This is a genomic window from Rhodococcus sp. JCM 9793 (assembly GCF_055380405.1).
This window is the reverse complement of the sequence record NZ_AP043721.1, coordinates 4,784,643-4,798,280: the sequence shown is the minus strand read 5'-3', so window position 1 is coordinate 4,798,280 and position 13,638 is coordinate 4,784,643. Positions and strand designations below refer to the sequence as shown.

The following is a 13,638-nucleotide window of genomic DNA, read 5'->3' as shown; positions in this document are numbered from 1 at the left end:
GTTGATCCAGCCGGGCCGGTTCGACGTCACCGCTGCGATGCCGGTGGGGTGCCCGTGTCGGCGGACCGAGAAGGGCAAGTGTGGCTGCCGGATCGAGGTGGCCGAGCCAGGTTCAGGCGCTGTCCTCGACTACTGAGATTCCGAGTGTGCGGGTCCACGGGTGCCCTTCGAAGACGCGCACGAAATCCTCCGCGAATTCTTCCAGATCTTTGTGACCTTGAGTGATGCCCAGGGTCGACTCGTTGGCGAGGGTCGCCCCGAGGCTGGAGATCATCACCGACATCAACGTCGGGGGCAGTGCATCGAGGTTGATGCCTCGGCTGCGGAGGATCACGGTGAGCGCGGCAACCTGACTCTCCCGGTACCGCTCTGCGTACGCCGCTATCTCGGTGCGGATCTCCTTTCGGTGATTCGCCAACGCCATGAACTCCATCAGCAGCGCGGCCCCACGGGGTTCGGTGGCCACCTCCCACAGTGCGCGCATGGGTGTCTCGGACGTGAGAGCCTTGCGCTGTCTCTCCAGATTGGCCTCGGCGCCTCGCCGGAGCACCGCGACGAACAGTTCGTCCATGGTGGGGAAGTAGTAGTACACGAGAGCTGGATTGACACCGGCCTTGGCCGCGACCCGGCGTGAGGTTGCTGCGGCGTAGCCGTCCTCGAGGAGGATGTCGCCGGTGGCTTCGATCAGCAGATCGCGTGTGTCGTTGGTGCCTTCACGACGCCGCTTTCGGGGAGCGCTCATGCGGCATCCTCGGAGCGTCCGATCCTTGACGCACTGATCATTCCGGTGCTATCCATGTGACGCAGCCTATCATTAGGCGATCGCTTAACAGGCTGTCGGATGCGGTGCCGCGCTCAGTCCTGTCCGTGGCCTCTTCATCCAGCGTCCGATGCTTGCACGTGCCCACGAATCAAATCGAATCACACGGTAGCACTTATCAATTCGCTCATCGAGCGAACTCGGTGGGAAGTCTCGATACTCCCACTGCGCATCGATTCACCTTTCGACCTTCGAAGGAGAAGATGAATGTCCTCTGTTGAACAGGAAGCCCCCACCGATGTCGTGACCGACCAGCGGTTGCTCATCGGTGGCCGGCTGCTCGACGCCGCCTCTGCCTACCCGTCCGTCAACCCTGCCACCGGCGAGATCTTCGGGTACGCCCCGGATGCGTCCGTCGAGGATGCCGAGGCGGCGATCGCCGCTGCCAGGCGCGCTTTCGAGACCACCAGCTGGTCGACGGATGTGGCGTTTCGGCAACGGTGCCTCGAGCAACTCCATCAAGCGTTGACCGATCACCTCGAAGACCTGCGAGATCTGACGATCACGGAGGTCGGTGCCACCGTCGCGCTGACCAAGGAAGCGCAGCTCGAAGGCCCGCTCGAGATCGTCCGCTACTACTCGGACCTGCTGAAGACCTACGAGTTCAGCGAAGAGCTCGGCTCGGCCGAATACATGGGCCAGCAGCACCGCCGCTGGGTGGAGAAGGAGGCAGCCGGGGTCGTCTCGGCCATCGTTGCCTACAACTTCCCCAACCAGTTGGCGCTGGCCAAGCTCGCTCCCGCGCTGGCCGCGGGCTGCACCGTCGTGCTCAAGGCGGCGCCGGAAGCTCCGCTGGTCACGTTGGCCATCGCCGAGTTGATCGCGCTGCACACCGATATCCCGGCGGGCGTCGTCAATGTCCTGTCGTCGACGGATGTGGCCGTCGGTGAGGTGATGACGACGCACCCGGAGGTCGACGTCGTCACCTTCACGGGTTCCAGTGTCGTGGGCCGCAAGATCATGAAGGCCGCCGGCGACACTTTGAAGCGAGTGTTCCTCGAACTCGGTGGCAAGTCGGCGCTGATCGTGCTCGACGATGCGGACTACGGGCCGATAGCTCCGTATGCGGCATTCGGCATCACGATGCATGCAGGTCAGGCGTGCGCACTCAACTCCAGGCTTCTGGTGCCGCGGAAGGATCACGACCGGATCGTCGAGGCAGTCGCGGCCATGATGGGCCGCGTCCGCTTCGGTGATCCTCGTGAGAAGAAGACCTATATGGGCCCGTTGATCAGCGAGAAGCAGCGCGACAAGGTGCACGGGATGGTCGAGCGCGCTGTGGCCGCAGGCGCGACCCTCGTGACCGGTGGCGAAAAGGTCGACCCGGGCTTCTTCTACACGCCGACGCTACTGGCCGGGGTGGACCCCGACAGTGAGATCGCGCAGGAGGAAGTGTTCGGCCCGGTTCTCGCGGTGATCCCGTACGACGACGAAGACGATGCCGTGCGGATCGCCAACAACTCCCCGTACGGGTTGTCGGGCGCGGTCTTCAGCGGCGACGAGCAGCGAGCGCTGAACGTCGCCCGCAGGATCCGCACCGGCACATTGGGTATCAACGGAGGCAACTACTTCCAGCCTGATGTTCCGTTCGGCGGTTACAAGCAATCGGGGATCGGCCGCGAGATGGGTGAGGCGGGGCTGGAGGAGTTCCTCGAACGAAAGGCCATGGCTACGATCCTCCCGTGAGTTAGGCGATCGACTAATTATTGGTCAAGGGTGCTGGGATTGCGTTCCGAGTGGCCGTATACATACAGCTAGACAGACCCATGAACTGGAATTGCCCCAGCACCCCTTGACCTTGATCGAATCCAAGTGTTAAACATATGACTAAGACGCACTACGCTCGAACGTCGATCGATCGCCACAGCCCGGCGACACCGCGACGGATATTCAGAGTTCGCCACAGCGCTGTACTTCAACAGTATTCAGCAGCACCCACACTTGAACGGGAGATGCGAAGTGACACGGGCACGACGCTCCGAGCTGGCAACGCCGGCAAGCAACGAATCGATGTGCGCGGCTGCGGCCCGCTCCGACGCCGACCTCGTCTTTCTCGACCTCGAGGACGCATGCGCGCCGTCGATGAAGAAGGCCGCGAGAGGGATTGCGGTGCAGGCGTTCACCGAGCTGGATTGGGGCCGGACCACCCGGGCGGTCCGGGTCAACGGCCTGGATACGCCGTGGTGCCACGACGACCTGATCGAGGTCGTCACCGGCGCCCGCGACACGCTCGACGTGATCATCGTGCCCAAAGCCCGCACCGCCCGCGACGTGTGGTGGGTCGATGTCATGCTCACCCAGCTCGAGTCGAAGCTCGGGCTCACGAAGCCGATCGGCCTCGAAGTGCTGATCGAGGAAGCGGAAGGCCTGTTCAACGCCCAGGAAATCGCGAAGGCGAGCCCACGCGTCGAGGCCCTCATCTTCGGTGTCGGTGATCTCTCGGCGTCACTGCATGCCCGCGTCGGCGGCAACTTCCGGCCCGCTCCCGGCACCTACCCAGGCGACTTCTGGCACCACGCACGCGTTCAAGTCCTCGCCGCGGCCCGGGCAGCGGGTATCGATGCGATCGATTCTCCCTACCCGGACTACGCCGACGCCGATGGCTACCGCACCGACGCCGAGCATGCCGCGATGCTCGGATTCGACGGCAAGTGGGCTATCCACCCCAGCCAGGTACCGATCGCAAACAAGGTCTTCACACCCACTCCGGACGAGATCGCACACGCTCGCAACCTGGTCGACGGCTACCGTGCCGCACAGACCGGTGGCGTCGGCGCGCTCGGCCAGGACGGTCAGCTCGTCGATGCCGGACACCTCCGCCTCGCAGAGAACGTCCTCGCGAAAGCTGAACTCGCACTGACCGACAGCGGAGCAGTCCGATGACGGGGCGCCTCGACGGCAAGGTCGCCATCATCACCGGCGCCGGTTCCGGCATCGGGCGGGCGAGCGCCAACCTGTTCGCCCGCGAAGGCGCCAAGGTGGTCTGCGCCGACATCAGTGGTCAGGAGAAGGAAACCGCCGACGAGATCGGGAACGCTGCGGTCGCGGTGCACGTCGACGTGGTGAACTCCGCGGACGTGCAAGACATGGTCGCCGCAGCGGTGGACTCCTTCGGTCGCCTCGACGTGCTGTTCAACAACGCGGGGCTCAGTGGCAAGCGCGGACCCATCGCCGAACTCGACGAGGACGCGTTCGACATGGTCGTCGCGGTCAACCTCAAGGGTGCCTTCCTCGGCATGAAGTATGCGATCCCCGCCATGATCGCCTCCGGTGGTGGCTCCGTCATCAGCACGGCGTCCGCGTCGGCGCTGGTCGGGTGGAAGGGCATCGCGGCGTATTCCGCAGCGAAGGGTGGCGTCGTGCAGCTCACCAAATCGGCCGCGCTCGATTACGCGACGAGCGGTATCCGGGTCAACGCGATCTGTCCGGGCATGACCTGGACGGGACTCGCCGGCGCTGCCGCCGACGGACACGTTGCTCCGCCCACCGGAGAAGGTCGGGTACCACCCCAGCCGATGAAGCGTTGGGGAGTTCCGCAGGAATTGGCCAACGCCGCACTGTTTCTCGCCAGTGACGAATCGTCGTTCATCACCGGCACTGCCATTCCGGTCGACGGCGGGTACGTCGCACGCTGACCTGCCCGACTCGACTGACGAACGGACAGCCATGACACGACCATTTCGCTTCGCCGTCCAGGCGAACAAAGCGGCCACTGCAACCGAGTGGCGCGACACGGCCCGCCGCGTCGAAGGCCTCGGATATTCCACGCTCTTTCAGTCCGATCACTACCTCGGCGCAGGCCCCGCGCAGCAGAAGTCGGGGTGGCCGCCCCAGTACCTGGCACCGATCGCATCGCTGGCGGTCGCGGCGGCCGTCACCACCACACTGCGTGTGGGATGCCGGGTCTTCTGCACCGACTACCACGTACCCGGGGTGCTGATCAAGGAAGCAGCGACCCTCGATCTCTTGTCCGACGGCCGATTCGAATTCGGCATCGGCTGCGGTTGGAGCGAACACGAATATCGTGCCATGGGTGTGCCTTTCGCACCGGCCCCCGAACGGGTATCGAAACTGGAAGAGGTCGTCGCCCTCTTCAAAGCGCACTGCACGGGGCAGCCCCTCGATTTGAGCGGCGAGTACGTCACCGCGCAGGACTATGCCGGATTGCCCCTGCCGGTGCAGCAGCCGCACCCGCCGATCATCATCGGTGGCAGTCGTAAGCGGGTGTTGTCGCTGGCCGGGCGTGAAGCCGACATCGCCAGTATCAGCACGGTGTCGTTCGAGCCGGTCAACGCGCAGGGCCGCACCCCGCAGCAGGAGGCGGTCAAACGCCTCCAGTTCGTCCGCGACGCAGCGGGTGATCGTTTCCCCGATCTCGACATCGAAAGCTCACCCTTCTTCGTCAAGATCACCGAAGATGCGGACACCGCACTGAACAAGATCGCCTCCCGACTGCGTATCAGCGTCGACGGACTCGCAGATCATCCGAATGTGCTGGTCGGCGGTGTCGACGGGGTCGCCGACCAGCTGCTGAAGCGTCGCGAGACCTTCGGTGCCAACTACATCTCCGTGCAGCAGAGCAATTTCGAGGAGTTCGCGCCCGTCGCGCAACGCCTCGCAGGACTCTAGAGAAGGACAGTCATGACCAAGAGATCACGTTTCAGCGAATACAAGGATCGCTACGCGAATTACAAGTTCGAACTCACCGAAGACGGCATCCTGTTCATGCAGTGCCACACCAACGGTGGGTCGCTGGTGTGGGACTGGAAATCACACGACGACATGGCGGATGCATTCGCCGATGTCGCGGGTGATCGTGAAATCAAGTGCCTGATCCATACCGGTACCGGCGAGAACTACAACGCCGACTGGGGTTACATGCCCGACGGCTCGCCGATCGACACACCGATCTACCAGGCGATGCCCGGCGACCGCGGTCTCTGGAAGCTCGACGAAAAGGCCTGGTACAACCGCAATCTGATGTTCAACGTCCTCGACGTCGACGTCCCCATGATCAGTGCGATCAATGGGCCGTGCAACATCCACTCCGAAGTGCCGCTGATGGGCGACATCGTGCTCGCCTCGGACACCGCCTGGTTCCAGGACGTCTCGCACTTCCCGCGCGGACAGGTTCCCGGCGACGGACAGCACGTGATCTGGAACTTCCTCGCCGGCCACAACCGCGGCCGCTACCTGTTGCTCACCGGCAAGAAGCTGTCGGCGGAGGAAGCCAAGGAGTGGGGTGTCGTCGCGGAGGTGCTGCCGAAGGACCAGCTGCTCGATCGCGCCTGGGAGCTGGCCCACGAACTCGTCCGGAAGCCCCCACTGACCCTCCGCTACACCCGACAGCTGTTCACCCATCAGCTCAAGCGGGCATTCCTCGACCAGATGAACCAGGGCATCGGTTACGAGACCTATGCCCAGCGCGCATTCTTCCCGGTCGGTGGCTACATGCAGCCGCTGGACCGTGCGTGGGACGACAAGCCCTGGACGAACCGGGACGACAGCGTCGACGCGGATGGCAACAACAACACAGCCGGCCCCGCGGAGGGCTGATCCATGCACGCGCTCGACGGAATCAAGGTCCTGGACCTGGGCACATTCATCGCAGGCCCGTTCTGTGCAACGGTGCTCGGTGAGTTCGGGGCGGAGATCATCAAGATCGAGCGCCCGGGCGTAGGCGACCACCTGCGCCGATTCGGAACAGAGACGGACTGCGGGGACACCCTCGTCTGGCTCAGCGAGGCCCGCAACAAGCGGTCGGTGACCTTGGACCTGACAGACCCTCGTGGTCAGCAGATCCTGCGGGAACTGATCGCCGACATCGTCATCGAGAACTTCCGGCCCGGGGTGATGGAACGCTTCGGGTTCGGATTCGACGAAATCCACGCGATCAATCCGCGCACCATCATGCTGCGGGTGTCCGCCTACGGCCAGAGCGGGCCGAACCGCGACCTTCCGGGCTTCGCTCGGGTCGCCCACGCGTTCTCCGGCCTGGCCTACCTCGCCGGCGAACCGGACGGCCCGCCGGTGACGCCGGGCTCGACGTCACTGGCCGACTACATGACCGGCTTGTACGGGGTGATCGGGGTACTCACGGCGCTGCAGGCACGGGAACGCACGGGTCGCGGGCAGGTCGTCGACCTGGCCCTGTACGAGACGATCTTCCGGGCCCTCGACGAGTTGGCCCCGGCGTTCCAGCAGTTCGGTTTCGTCCGCGAGCGGATGGGCGCCGACACCGTCAACGTCACGCCGCACAGTCACTACCAGGCCTCCGATGGCGGATGGGTGGCGATCGCCTGCTCCCACGACGACATGTTCGTCCGCCTCGCGAAGGCGATGGGCGACCCGGACCTGGCAAGCCCGGACCTATTCGGCCCCAAGGCCGCACGGCTGAAGGCCCGCGACGAGGTGAACTCCCTCGTCTCGAGCTGGGTCGGGTCGCTTACCCGCGACGAAGTGATCGCGCGATGCGTCGCCGCGGATGTGCCGGCGGGGCCGTTGAATTCGATCGCCGACATCGTCCGAGATCCGCAGTTTCTGCACCGGGGCACCATCACGACCACCGAGTCGCGAATCGGCCCACTCGCCGTCCCCAACGTCATTCCTGCCCTCTCCGACACTCCGGGTGAAATCAGGTGGCTGGGTAAGGAACTCGGATCCGACACGGATTCGGTGCTGCAAGAGCTTTTGACTCGAACTCCGAGCGAGATCGCCGCCCTGCGCGCAGATGGCGTGATCTGATCGCTCTCAACAGATTTGCTACGAGAAAGGTGCCACACCATGGCAATCCAGGAGAAGTTGGCCACCGGCCAGGGGAAGTTCACCCCGAGATATCCGGAACTGGGAACCGGACCCGTCAGCTACGACGACGCCGTCTCCGAAGAGTTCTTCCTCGCCGAACGCGAAGCAGTGTTCAAGCGGTCGTGGCTCAAAGTGGGGCGCGTCGACCAGCTGCCGCGAATCGGCAGCTTCTTCACCCGTGAACTCGTCGGGCTCGGTTCGATCGTCATCGTGAAGCAGGCCGACGGCACGGTCAAGGCGCTGCACAATGTGTGTGCCCACCGCGGCAACAAGGTGGTGTGGCAGGAGCATCCCGCAGAAGAGACGAAGGGCTCCTGCAAGGCCTTCACCTGCAAGTACCACGGCTGGCGGTACGGGCTCGACGGCAAGGTCGACCACGTCACCAACGAGGAGCAGTTCTTCGACCTCGACAAGGGCGCCCTCGGCATGCCGGAGCTGCACTGCGACACGTGGGCCGGCTTCATCTTCGTCAATTTCGATCCCCACGCTCAGCCGTTGCGTTCGTTCCTCGGTGAGAAGTTCACCGCGGTCGAGAGCTACCCGTTCGAGAAGATGACGGAGCACTACGGCTACAAGACGAAGGTCAAGGGCAACTGGAAGCTCTCCATCGACACGATCCTCGAGTGGTATCACCCGCCGTATGTGCACGGCCGGTTCATCGATCGCGACGTCTCGAAGGCGGAGAAGCTGGTGCCGCCGCCGGACTCCTACTATTACGACCTGTTCACCTCGCACATGCTCAACTCGGTGCCCGGTCCGCCGCAGCTGCCCCCGCGCAAGCCCGGTGAGCTCGGACCCGCCCAGCGCAATCAGCGCTGGATCTACAAGTTGCTGCGCGCCGGCCTGTTCGGGCCCGACGACGTGCAGGACATCGGCCCACTGCCCGACGTCCTCAACCCCGGCAACATCAAGTCCTGGGGCAACGACGCCTACTGGCTGTTCCCGAACTTCTCGGTGCAGATCTGGGCCCGCAACTTCTACATCACCTACCAGTACTGGCCCGAGACGGTCGGGGAGCACAGCTACGAGCTCGATATCTACTTCCCGCCGCCGCGCAATGCCGCGGAGCGTCTCGCCCAGGAGATGACCGCTCAGACCACCATCGAGTTCGCGATGCAGGACTCGAACACTGTGGAAGCAACACATTCGGCGCTGGCTACGGGCGCCAACCGGGAGTTCCACCTGTCGGATCAGGAACTGATGATCCGCAACTTCCACAAGGTTGTCCGCGACACGGTTACCACCCACCAGAACCTCAGCGAGAAGTAAGGACATTTCCGATGACGACTTCGACTCTGCCGGAATCATTCCGGGAACTCGAGCCCTTTGTCGACGAGTGGGCGCTGGCCACCCGCGAGGAACGCTACGACACGCGTATGGCTCGCACGATCGACGAACTCGACCGCTTCTACGATGCGATCGCGCCGCGTGCCGAGGAGGCGATCGACTACCTCAACGGATTCGATCTGCAGGACCTGCCCGAGGCCGAGACCACACTGTTGCACCTGATGTATTCGCTGGTCATGGTGTCGTACCCGGTCAACGTGTTCCGTCAGCCGAAGATCCCCGACTCCGGTGCCGCATTCTTCGACACCGTCGTCGAACCTGAGGTCTGACGCCATGGCCTACACCGTCACCGAGATCGGCCCCACAACGGGCGTCGAGATCAGCGGCTTGTCCGGGGCCGAACTCGTGGATCAGGATGTCGCCGATGTCGCGTTGGATGCACTGAACCGACGAGGCGTGGTGATCTTCAGGGAAGCGAACCTGTCCGAGGACGACCTGGTTGCGTTCAGTCGCCTGTTGGGTAAGGTTGCGCAACTTCCGCTGGGCGGCGATTCGAAGCATCCGGAGATCCAGAAGGTCACCCGCGATGCATCGCAGAGCAAACTCGCCGCCTACCGCGAGGGCACCTTCTTCTGGCACATCGACGGCACCACCGCCGAGGTGCCCGACAAGGCGACGGTGCTCATGGCCCGTCAGGTGTCCGACGACGACAGCGGTGACACCGAGTTCGCGAACACGTATGCCGCCTACGAGGAACTGCCGGCGGCCGACAGGGCAGAACTCGACGCGCTGCGTGTCGTGCACAGCTTCGCAGCCTCGCAGCTGCTGGTATATCCGGATCCCGACCCGAAGGAGCGAGCGGCGTGGGATCGCAATCCGTCGCGCGAACATCCGCTGGTGTGGACCCGGGGTTCCGGCAGGAAGTCGATGGTGCTGGGATCCACGGCCGAGCAGATCGTCGGTAAGTCCGAGGACGAGAGCAAGACGCTGCTGAACCGGTTGCTGGAATGGTCGACGCAGGATCGCTTCACACTCCGCCACCAGTGGCGGGTGGGTGACCTCGTCATCTGGGACAACACCGGAATGCTGCATCGGGCCTGCCCCTACGGCGAACAGTCCGCGCGTCTGATGCTCCGCACGTCGCTCGTCGGTGAGGAGGTCGTGCAATGACCGCGAAGGTTGCACTGGTGACGGGTGGCGGTTCGGGCATCGGCCGGGCCATCTCCCATCGGCTCGCCTCCGACGGGTATGCGGTGGCCGTGCTCGACCTGAACGCCGCATCGGCGAAGACGGTGACCGAGGAGATCCTCGAAAAGGGGCATACTGCAGTAGCATTCGGTGAAGTGGATGTGTCGGACCGATCGCGGGTGGACGCCGCCGTCGAAAGCGTGCGGGAAAGCCTCGGCGCGGTATCGGTTCTCGTGAACAATGCCGGCATCACCGGATTCAAGAAGTTCGGTCACATCACCGACGAGGTGTGGGAGCGCACCCTCGCGATCAACCTGTCGGGACCGTTCTACGCGTGCCAGGCCGTGGTACCCGACATGGTGAAGGCGGGCTGGGGGAGGATCGTGAACATTTCGTCCTCCAGCGCCCAAGGCGGTCAGCAGTTCATGACCCATTACGTGGCGTCGAAGGCCGGGCTCGTGGGTTTCACGAAGTCGTTGGCTCTGGAGCTCGGTCCGGAGGGCATCACCGTCAACACGATCCCGCCTGGTTTCGTGGACACCCCGATGCTGCGCGGGTCGGAGAAGGACGGTCTTCTCGGCGGCAGTGTCGACGAACACGCCGACCGCACACCGGTCCGGCGTGCCGGGAGGCCTGAGGATATCGCAGCGGCGTGTTCGTTCCTGTGCTCGGAGGAGGCCGGGTACATCACGGGCCAGGTCATCGGCGTGAACGGTGGGCGCAACACCTGACCTGAGAATCGGTAGTTGCTGTCGCACAGCATGCTTCCCGCGGCGATCCCAGTCATCCGCGTCTGCAGTCGCAGGCGCGGATGACTGGGATGTGCGCGGGAAGAGGGATAGGCTACGTGTCGACGTCGATGGCCTGAAGCTGTCGTACCCAATCGAACTCCGCTTCGAGAAAGGCTTCGCCGCCGGAGGCGAAGGCGTCGCGGAGTTGGGTGAGGGCTTCGATGAACTGTTGGATCCGTTCTCTCGCGGACTCGGGGGTGCCCGCAGCTTTCCTGTTGTAACCCGCCGCGAGCTGCTTGGCGGATTCGAAGTCGCCGAAGCCTTCAGTGATCTGGAGTCTGTCCGTGGTCTTCAACGCCCGCTCGAGTTCGGTGAGTGCGGTGTTGCAGATCGCCACGATCTCGTCGATGACGGGTGGCTCGAGTCTTACGAAATCCGACATACTTACCTCCGTGGTGGGGCTCGTCAGTGACTGATGAACGGCTCGACCGAAGACACAAAGTCTTCCAGCCCTGTACACCACTCGCTTTGAGCGGAGGGCCCCGGATGGTCCTTGTAGTGGAGTCTGCTGAAAATGACAATCCCGAAGTCAGTTTGAAGGATGTAGCGGCACGTATCGGTGGTGTTCGGATCGATTTCGACGAGGGCCGGCCGGTTGTTGATTGACGTGAGGGTGGCGACGTTGCCGTTCTTCAGAAGTTCTTCTTCGAGAGTGACGTTGCCCGCCATGACGTTGAGCCCGTAGCCGCGCCTGACCCCGGGGACTGGGTCGTCTTTCTCGTACGTGCATCCGAGAAACGTGTACGACCCCATCGGCATGTCCGCGAATTCTTTGTGCGCCGCGTCGTATCCGGCCGCGGTCATCACGTCGTCGGGGAGGTCGAGGCACGGGTCGAAGGTGATGTCGGGGCGGCCCGAGTCGTCGACGATGCGCGGGGTTCGGGTCGTAGGGGCGGCGGCCTCGGTGGTGGTGTCGACCTCTGTTGCCGGCGTTGGTCCGCAGGCCGACACAACCGCGACCACCGCAGCACCCAGCGCTGCATGCCTCCACCCGCCCACGCGACCCCCCGATTCGCTGAAAATCGGTTCGACGCTAGCACAACCGGTCCCACCATGATTCCCGTGCGGAAAGGGCGATGGCTACGTGTCGGCGTCGGAGTTGATGGTCTGGAGTTGCCGCGTCCAATAGAATTCGGCTTCGAGGAGGCTTCGCCGCCGGAAGCGAACGCGTCGCGGAGCTGGGTGAGGCTTCGATGAACCTGGTCGATGGATGCTTCATTCAAGCGTCGAGTAGCGGTTCGATTGCCGCGACGAAATCGTCCAGTCCCGCCCACCCCTCACCTTGCGGGACCGGGCCCGTATGGTCCTTGTGATAGGGGCGATTGAAGAAGACGACACCGAAATCGGTCGCGAGTACATATGTGCACTCGTCGTCGCCGAAGGTGATGTCGGGGCGGCCGAGTCGTCGACGATGCGTGGGGTGCGGGTCGTCGAGGCGGGGGCCTCGGTGGTGTCGTCGACCCCTGGTGCCGGCGCTGGTCCGCAGAACGACGCAACCGCGACCACCGCAGCACGCCCCCACCTGCCCACGCGACCCCCGATCCGCCGAAAAATCGGTTCGACGCCGACACTGCGGGCAGGAGGTGTCCGCAGTGGTGGTTCAGGACGGGAGTGTGAGGAACTGCATCGGGTCGCTCTTCTCGAAGTGGCCCGACACCTCACCGGCAAGGCCACCTTGTAGTGCGGTGTCGCTGAGAAGATCCAGCTTGCCCGCCCGCGCACCCTCGCTGAAGTCGAGATCGTCCAGATCGACCCACACGATGTTGGGTCGGGTGGTCGACTCGAACACGTATCGCTTGTTGGTCAGATCGGCAACGGTCTGCCAGATCGTCTGCGAAACATAGGGTTTTCCTGGAGCCGGTGTTCGGAATGGCTGCGCTGCATTGCGCATGACGCTGAGGATTCCTGCGACGGCCTCGACCGGGTTCTCCGGATCCGGTAGGCGGCCGACGTAATGTGCGGCGCGGGCAAACCTGTCGGATGCAGAATCGGTGCCGGGGATCGGCTTGTCACCCCCGAAACCCTCGATCTGCCTCAGCAAGTCGATCTGTTTGTCGTAGGTGGGGGAGTTGGTCATGACGACGTGGTCGCGGCTGTGCCAGATCACGGCCTTGCCATCGAGGTACTCGATGACCGCAGAGTCTCCGGTCGCGTCGTCCAGGGCCAAGTGCACTGCCGGGACTTCACCGGTAGCTGGGTCGCCCAGCGGCACTACCTGTACGCCTGTGCGGTCGATCCACGACACTGCCTCGTCGACTGTCGCGAAGTTGTCGAGGAAATACTGCATCCAGACGGCCATGCTGAGTCCGGGTTTGCTGTTGTCATATGTGCCGTAAGTGGATTCGGTGAGCCAGAGGATGTGCCCTGCCAAACCCTCCTCGTTCATACCATCGACGGTCATCATGTCGTAGGCTCCCGCCACGACGCTGCCGTACTTCGCCCTCCAGGCCAGGTTTCCTCCGACACCGTCGTTGCGTTCGACACCGCGAGGAAGCGACCACAGGTTCGTCCCGGTATCGCGGTGGTAGTCCATGTTGCGGCCGACAAGCACACCACCGGAGGGTTCGTTCCAGACGACTCGAGTGCACATTCTTTTGCCTTTCCAGGACGAGTACGGTTCCCGAGGCTGCGGTATGTCGATGACGTGTCCAGCGCGCATTTCTCGGCAATGGTGTATTCAGGTGTCGTGTTGAAACAGTGGGTTCTGCACTATCGTCCCGTGGCGAATAGAAACTCCTTCTCGAATGG

Annotated in this window: 15 protein-coding genes; 10 read left to right on the top strand and 5 right to left on the bottom strand. The window is 63.7% G+C overall.

All coding sequences use genetic code 11. The features are described 5' to 3' along the window. Positions 1-112 precede the first annotated feature (112 nt). Positions 113-742 carry a TetR/AcrR family transcriptional regulator gene (locus ACZ46K_RS24180; RefSeq protein ID WP_464745176.1) on the bottom strand — a complete coding sequence of 210 codons (630 nt, stop codon included), beginning with the start codon at positions 740-742 and terminating at the stop codon, positions 113-115. Positions 743-1,027: 285 nt separating this feature from the next. Here ACZ46K_RS24180 and ACZ46K_RS24175 point away from each other — a divergent pair, with 285 nt between their 5' ends. The 10 genes from ACZ46K_RS24175 (at position 1,028) to ACZ46K_RS24130 (ending at position 10,830) form a co-directional block, all read left to right on the top strand. Further along, entirely contained in the window at positions 1,028-2,506 is a 1,479-nt protein-coding gene (locus ACZ46K_RS24175; protein ID WP_054809663.1) for an aldehyde dehydrogenase family protein, read from the top strand. A gap of 273 nt (positions 2,507-2,779) precedes the next feature. Next, the gene (locus tag ACZ46K_RS24170; RefSeq protein WP_464745174.1) at positions 2,780-3,703 is read left to right on the top strand and encodes an HpcH/HpaI aldolase/citrate lyase family protein; all 924 of its coding nucleotides are present in this window, start codon (positions 2,780-2,782) and stop codon (positions 3,701-3,703) included. After that, on the top strand, positions 3,700-4,455 hold the full coding sequence (locus tag ACZ46K_RS24165; RefSeq protein WP_054805092.1) for an SDR family NAD(P)-dependent oxidoreductase: 756 nt from the start codon (positions 3,700-3,702) through the stop codon (positions 4,453-4,455). Before ACZ46K_RS24170 ends, ACZ46K_RS24165 begins: the two co-directional genes overlap by 4 nt. A gap of 31 nt (positions 4,456-4,486) precedes the next feature. Then, complete coding sequence (locus ACZ46K_RS24160) at positions 4,487-5,449, top strand: TIGR03621 family F420-dependent LLM class oxidoreductase (protein ID WP_464745171.1); 963 nt, start codon at positions 4,487-4,489, stop codon at positions 5,447-5,449. 12 nt (positions 5,450-5,461) lie between these two features. Then, positions 5,462-6,376 (top strand): enoyl-CoA hydratase/isomerase family protein, encoded by a 915-nt coding sequence (locus ACZ46K_RS24155; protein ID WP_054805093.1) that lies wholly within the window; start codon positions 5,462-5,464, stop codon positions 6,374-6,376. A 3-nt stretch (positions 6,377-6,379) separates the two neighbouring features. After that, on the top strand, positions 6,380-7,564 hold the full coding sequence (locus ACZ46K_RS24150; RefSeq protein ID WP_464745169.1) for a CaiB/BaiF CoA transferase family protein: 1,185 nt from the start codon (positions 6,380-6,382) through the stop codon (positions 7,562-7,564). A 39-nt stretch (positions 7,565-7,603) separates the two neighbouring features. Then, entirely contained in the window at positions 7,604-8,893 is a 1,290-nt protein-coding gene (locus ACZ46K_RS24145) for an aromatic ring-hydroxylating oxygenase subunit alpha (protein WP_054809664.1), read from the top strand. An 11-nt stretch (positions 8,894-8,904) separates the two neighbouring features. After that, on the top strand, positions 8,905-9,240 hold the full coding sequence (locus tag ACZ46K_RS24140; protein WP_054805094.1) for a hypothetical protein: 336 nt from the start codon (positions 8,905-8,907) through the stop codon (positions 9,238-9,240). Positions 9,241-9,244: 4 nt separating this feature from the next. Continuing rightward, the gene (locus ACZ46K_RS24135) at positions 9,245-10,081 is read left to right on the top strand and encodes a TauD/TfdA dioxygenase family protein (RefSeq protein ID WP_054805095.1); all 837 of its coding nucleotides are present in this window, start codon (positions 9,245-9,247) and stop codon (positions 10,079-10,081) included. Next, complete coding sequence (locus ACZ46K_RS24130) at positions 10,078-10,830, top strand: SDR family NAD(P)-dependent oxidoreductase (RefSeq protein WP_054805096.1); 753 nt, start codon at positions 10,078-10,080, stop codon at positions 10,828-10,830. The genes ACZ46K_RS24135 and ACZ46K_RS24130 overlap by 4 nt, the downstream gene beginning before the upstream one ends. A gap of 112 nt (positions 10,831-10,942) precedes the next feature. Here ACZ46K_RS24130 and ACZ46K_RS24125 read toward each other — a convergent pair whose 3' ends face one another. The 4 genes from ACZ46K_RS24125 to ACZ46K_RS24110 all read right to left on the bottom strand — a co-directional run bounded on the left by ACZ46K_RS24125 (position 10,943) and on the right by ACZ46K_RS24110 (position 13,480). After that, positions 10,943-11,272 carry a hypothetical protein gene (locus ACZ46K_RS24125; RefSeq protein ID WP_054805097.1) on the bottom strand — a complete coding sequence of 110 codons (330 nt, stop codon included), beginning with the start codon at positions 11,270-11,272 and terminating at the stop codon, positions 10,943-10,945. A gap of 23 nt (positions 11,273-11,295) precedes the next feature. Further along, on the bottom strand, positions 11,296-11,889 hold the full coding sequence (locus ACZ46K_RS24120; protein ID WP_054805098.1) for a DUF3558 domain-containing protein: 594 nt from the start codon (positions 11,887-11,889) through the stop codon (positions 11,296-11,298). A gap of 220 nt (positions 11,890-12,109) precedes the next feature. Further along, entirely contained in the window at positions 12,110-12,412 is a 303-nt protein-coding gene (locus ACZ46K_RS24115; RefSeq protein ID WP_054805099.1) for a hypothetical protein, read from the bottom strand. Positions 12,413-12,490: 78 nt separating this feature from the next. After that, complete coding sequence (locus ACZ46K_RS24110) at positions 12,491-13,480, bottom strand: linear amide C-N hydrolase (RefSeq protein WP_054809665.1); 990 nt, start codon at positions 13,478-13,480, stop codon at positions 12,491-12,493. Positions 13,481-13,638: the final 158 nt, after the last annotated feature.

Bases quoted from the DNA above. Each gene is read 5' to 3' on its own strand.
- ACZ46K_RS24140 (WP_054805094.1), top strand. From the start codon at position 8,905: ATGACGACTTCGACTCTGCCGGAATCATTCCGGGAACTCGAGCCCTTT.
- ACZ46K_RS24180 (WP_464745176.1), bottom strand. From the start codon at position 742: ATGAGCGCTCCCCGAAAGCGGCGTCGTGAAGGCACCAACGACACACGC.
- ACZ46K_RS24135 (WP_054805095.1), top strand. From the start codon at position 9,245: ATGGCCTACACCGTCACCGAGATCGGCCCCACAACGGGCGTCGAGATC.
- ACZ46K_RS24160 (WP_464745171.1), top strand. From the start codon at position 4,487: ATGACACGACCATTTCGCTTCGCCGTCCAGGCGAACAAAGCGGCCACT.
- ACZ46K_RS24125 (WP_054805097.1), bottom strand. From the start codon at position 11,272: ATGTCGGATTTCGTAAGACTCGAGCCACCCGTCATCGACGAGATCGTG.
- ACZ46K_RS24150 (WP_464745169.1), top strand. From the start codon at position 6,380: ATGCACGCGCTCGACGGAATCAAGGTCCTGGACCTGGGCACATTCATC.
- ACZ46K_RS24165 (WP_054805092.1), top strand. From the start codon at position 3,700: ATGACGGGGCGCCTCGACGGCAAGGTCGCCATCATCACCGGCGCCGGT.
- ACZ46K_RS24110 (WP_054809665.1), bottom strand. From the start codon at position 13,480: ATGTGCACTCGAGTCGTCTGGAACGAACCCTCCGGTGGTGTGCTTGTC.
- ACZ46K_RS24175 (WP_054809663.1), top strand. From the start codon at position 1,028: ATGTCCTCTGTTGAACAGGAAGCCCCCACCGATGTCGTGACCGACCAG.
- ACZ46K_RS24155 (WP_054805093.1), top strand. From the start codon at position 5,462: ATGACCAAGAGATCACGTTTCAGCGAATACAAGGATCGCTACGCGAAT.
- ACZ46K_RS24145 (WP_054809664.1), top strand. From the start codon at position 7,604: ATGGCAATCCAGGAGAAGTTGGCCACCGGCCAGGGGAAGTTCACCCCG.
- ACZ46K_RS24130 (WP_054805096.1), top strand. From the start codon at position 10,078: ATGACCGCGAAGGTTGCACTGGTGACGGGTGGCGGTTCGGGCATCGGC.